5 protein-coding genes are annotated in these 3,899 nt (G+C 72.6%); 1 reads left to right on the top strand and 4 read right to left on the bottom strand.

The genetic code is table 11. The features are described from left to right. On the bottom strand, positions 1-281 hold a 281-nt coding region (locus Q1N79_RS30120), incomplete at its 3' end, for a PHP domain-containing protein (protein ID WP_300614520.1). A gap of 484 nt (positions 282-765) precedes the next feature. Between Q1N79_RS30120 and Q1N79_RS30115 the strand changes: the two genes are divergently transcribed. Continuing rightward, a complete protein-coding gene (locus tag Q1N79_RS30115; RefSeq protein ID WP_300614519.1) occupies positions 766-1,569 on the top strand; it encodes a class I SAM-dependent methyltransferase in 804 nt (267 codons plus the stop codon). 3 nt (positions 1,570-1,572) lie between these two features. Here the strand turns inward: Q1N79_RS30115 and Q1N79_RS30110 are convergent, their stop codons facing one another. From Q1N79_RS30110 to Q1N79_RS30100, 3 genes are read right to left on the bottom strand one after another with little or no spacing between them, the layout of a single operon-like run. Further along, entirely contained in the window at positions 1,573-2,502 is a 930-nt protein-coding gene (locus Q1N79_RS30110; protein ID WP_300614518.1) for an RluA family pseudouridine synthase, read from the bottom strand. Beyond that, positions 2,499-3,155 carry a signal peptidase II gene (gene lspA / locus Q1N79_RS30105; RefSeq protein ID WP_300614517.1) on the bottom strand — a complete coding sequence of 219 codons (657 nt, stop codon included), beginning with the start codon at positions 3,153-3,155 and terminating at the stop codon, positions 2,499-2,501. Before lspA ends, Q1N79_RS30110 begins: the two co-directional genes overlap by 4 nt. Beyond that, on the bottom strand, positions 3,128-3,547 hold the full coding sequence (locus Q1N79_RS30100) for a TraR/DksA C4-type zinc finger protein (protein WP_300614516.1): 420 nt from the start codon (positions 3,545-3,547) through the stop codon (positions 3,128-3,130). Before Q1N79_RS30100 ends, lspA begins: the two co-directional genes overlap by 28 nt. Positions 3,548-3,899 lie beyond the last annotated feature (352 nt).

The raw sequence follows: 3,899 nt of genomic DNA, 5'->3' as shown, positions 1-3,899 counted from the left end.
CGGTTGGGGTTATCCCTGCGCTCGGGGGCGACGTAGGCCTCGATGCCGATGACCGGGGTGATGCCGGCCTCCCTGGCCTGCCTGTGGAACTCGGCGGCGCCGAACATGTTGCCGTGGTCGGTCATCGCCACGTGCGTCATGCCGAGGGCGGTGACCTCCTTGAAGAGCTCCTTCAGCCGGGCGGCGCCGTCGAGCATGGAGTACTCGGTATGCACGTGCAGGTGGGCGTACGGCACGTGGGTGCTTTCGTCACCGGTTCGGGTCGCCGCGGACGCCGCCATGGAACCAACCGCCTCCTCAGGCACGCTGCCGCGCCGCCGCGCGTGCTCGCGGCGCGGTGACCACTACCGTAAACCGGGGGAAGGCGGCCGACGCCGTGACCACGGGCGCGGAGCCGCCGGTGGCGGCGGACCCGTGTGCCGCGTCGTCGCGGTCATTGCGCCAGCCCGGTGTTTCACACCTTATCGGTTCTGGCCGGCACTGGCCCGGGGGCGCGCCGGGGCGGCCGCGCCCCGATCGGGGAACGGGAAAGATCCGGGCTCGGGCGGCGTGTCACGGATGGCGACAGCGTGGGGCGATTTATCCCGATTGTACCGGTTGGTCCCGGCGAACGTCCGGGTCCCGCCGGGCTCGCCCGCCGCGCGCACTGGCGGTGGGGCCCACAGCGCCAAGCCTATTGGCGCTGGGGCCCCCTGCGCCAATGGCCGCCAGGATCGCTCACCGCCCGGATTTCGTCGCCAGGGTCCTGCCGCGGGACAATGCCGCATGGCCGATGCCGATTTCCCGACGCGCGCCCACGATGCGTTCGACCGCATCGAGGAGCAGTTCAACCTGGCGCTTGACGAGTCCCTCGACCCCGCGGGCCCCGACGTGCTCTACGAGTACGTGGCGCAGCTTGGGCTTGCTCCCGGGGCGGTCGCGGTAGACGTCGGGTCTGGCAGGGGGCGGCAGGCAGTCGAGCTGTCCAGGCGTTTCGGCCTGCGGGTCACCGGCGTCGATCCGGTCCCGCAGCGGGCCGAAGGGAGCCGCGAACAGGCGCTGCCCGGCGCCGTCAGCTTCCTGGCCGGGACGGCCGAGGACCTGCCCGTCCCGAGCGGATCCGCGGACCTGGTCTGGTGCCGCGACGTCCTGAGCCTTGTGGTGGACCTGGGGCGCGCGTACCGCGAATTCCGCCGCGTGCTCAGGCCGGGCGGCCGGGCGGTGATCTACCAGATGTTCGCCACCAGCGCCCTGGAGCCCGGCGAGGCCGCCTTTCTGCTGCCCGTCTTGGGCTGCTCGGCGGCGGCCATGCGCCCGGAGAACACCGAGGCGGCCATCGCCGGCGCCGGCCTGCGGGTCGACCGCCGCGTGATACTCGGCACCCAGTGGGGCGAGTACGCCCAGGAGCACGGGCCCCAACCGGGCCGCCACCTGCTGCACGCGGCACGGCTGATCCGTGACCCCGACCGGTACATCAGCCGGTTCGGCAAGGAGAACTACGACATCAAGGTGGGCGACTGCCTGTGGCACGTCTACCGCATGATCGGCAAGCTCAGCGGCCGCGTCTACCTGCTGTCCGCGCCGGGGTGAAGGTCAGCTTTCGGCCCGCAGGATGTCCAGGGCGCGCCGGAGGTCCTCGGCGTACGGGCTGGCGAACGAGACCTCCCGGCCGTCGGCCGGGTGCGCGAACGACAGGCTGACCGCGTGCAGCCACTGCCTGGTCAGCCCCAGCCGCGCCGCGAGCACCGGGTCCGCGCCGTACAGCAGGTCACCGCAGCAGGGGTGACGCACCGCGGCCATGTGCACCCTGATCTGGTGCGTACGCCCGGTTTCCAGGCCGATCGCCACCAGGCTGGCCGCGCGGAACGCCTCGATCGTGTCGTAGTGGGTGACGCTCGGCCGCCCGTCCGCGACGACGGCGAACCGGCCGTCGCCGGACGGGTGCCGCCCGATCGGCGCGTCGATCGTGCCGCGCAGCGGGTCCGGGTGGCCCTGCACGAGCGCGTGGTAGGTCTTCGACACGGCGCGGTCCCTGAAGGCCTGCTTCAGGACGCTGTAGGCCGGCTCGCTCTTGGCGACCACCATGAGCCCGGTGGTGTTGGCGTCCAGCCGGTGCACTATCCCCTGGCGTTCGGCCGCCCCGCTGGTGGCGACGGCGTGCCCGGCGGCGAGCAGGCCGCCGAGCACGGTCGGGCCCGTCCAGCCCGGCGTCGGGTGCGCGGCCACCCCGCGCGGCTTGTCCACCACCACGATGTCGTCGTCCTCGTAGACGATCGCCAGCCCGGGCACGGGCGCCGGCGCGGGAGTCGCCTCCCGGGGCGGCGGCAGCGTCACCGACAGCGGCGAGCCCGCGAGCACGCGGTCGGACTTGGCGGCCGGCTGCCCGTCGAGCAGCACCTGCCCGGCGCCGATCAGCTCAGCCGCCCGCGCCCGCGACAGCCCGAACATCCGGGCCAGCGCCGCGTCAAGCCGCTCTCCGTCCAGGCCCTCGGGGACCAGCACGAAGCGCTCCCCCGAGGTCACCGCTCTACGTCCGCCGCATCCGTGGGCGCATCGGAGCTATCGGATTCGCCCGGCGCCGGCTCCGCTGGCGGCGCCGGAGCCGGCGTCGCCAGCGGGTGGTCGCCGCGGGTGCCGTCGAGGCGGTAGCCGAGGATCGCGAGCAGCACCGTCAACACGCCGCCGCACACGATCGCGGAGTCGGCCAGGTTGAACACCGGCCAGTAGTTGGTCAGCTGAATCCAGTCCACCACGGCGCCGCGGAAGACCCCGGGCGCCCGGAAGATCCGGTCGGCCAGGTTCCCGAGGGCGCCGCCGAGCAGCAGCCCGAGTGCGATCGCCCAGCCGAGGCTGCGCAGGTTCCGCGCCCGCGCGGTGCGGACGATGTAGACGGCCACCACGACGGCGATCGCCGTGAACACGATCGTGTTCCCGGTGCCGACGCTGAACGCGGCCCCCGAGTTGCGCAGCAGGTTGAGCATCAGCACGTTGCCGATCAGGTGCACCTGCTGTCCGTACCGCAGGTGCACCACCACGATGGCCTTGGTGATGGCGTCCGCGGCAAGCACGAAGGCGGCGACGCCGACCAGCACGCCGATCCGCCGCCGGCGCCCGCCCGCCCCGGGGGCGTCCGGGGCGCCCGGGGCGCTCAGCGGCGCTCCTGACGCTGCTTGCACTCCACGCACAGAGTCGCCCGCGGGAACGCCAGGAGCCGCGCCTTCCCTATCGGCCTGCCGCACGATTCGCATACTCCATATGTTCCCGCATCGATCCTGGCGAGCGCGTGCTCGGTCTGCTCGAGCAGCTCCCGCGTGTTACGTGTGATGGCCAGCTCATGCTCGCGCTCGAACAGCTTGCTGCTCGCGTCGGCCTCGTCGTCCCCTGCCTCGGCGACCGCGTCGCCCAGGCGCGCCGCGATCTGCGACTCCGCCTGGCCGATCTCCTCGCGCAGGCCGGCCGCCTCGGCCTCGAGCTCGGCGCGGACCTCTTCGAGCTCGGCCTCGGTCCACGGCTCCTCACCGGGCCGCACCGGAAGGTCGGCGGCGCTCGAGCGCGGCGCGGTGGTCATGTCGGGCCTCACCTTTTGCGGATCGTCGAATCAGACAGTCAACGGAGGATACGACCCGGCGGCCCGGCCTGCAAACGCCGACTGGTTTGCACAACAGGAAGCCCCGGCTGGTTTGTGCCGGCAGGAGGAGCACGGCCGGCTGCTGCGGTAAACCCGTTCGGCTCGGGTGGGCACGTTCGGCTATCCTGGTGCCGCGACGATGGGGACAGCTGCCGCGGAATGCTGCGAGGAGCGACCCGGGGATGGTGCGAGCCCGGGTGCGTGCGCCGCGGACCAGATCACCCCTGAGCGGCCGGAAGAAAGGCTGCGGCTGGTTACGCCGCTGCTCAGTAGAACTGGCAAGGCACATTCG

Origin of the sequence: Trebonia sp. (assembly GCF_030042015.1) — a bacterium.
Taxonomy (GTDB): Bacteria; Actinomycetota; Actinomycetes; order Streptosporangiales; family Streptosporangiaceae; genus Trebonia.
The sequence above is the reverse complement of the archived record's forward strand: the minus strand, read 5'-3'. Positions and strand labels throughout refer to the sequence as shown.

What these genes read in the sequence shown, in the direction of transcription:
- Q1N79_RS30115 (WP_300614519.1), top strand. Translation starts at nt 766, where the DNA reads ATGGCCGATGCCGATTTCCCGACGCGCGCCCACGATGCGTTCGACCGC.
- Q1N79_RS30100 (WP_300614516.1), bottom strand. Translation starts at nt 3,547, where the DNA reads ATGACCACCGCGCCGCGCTCGAGCGCCGCCGACCTTCCGGTGCGGCCC.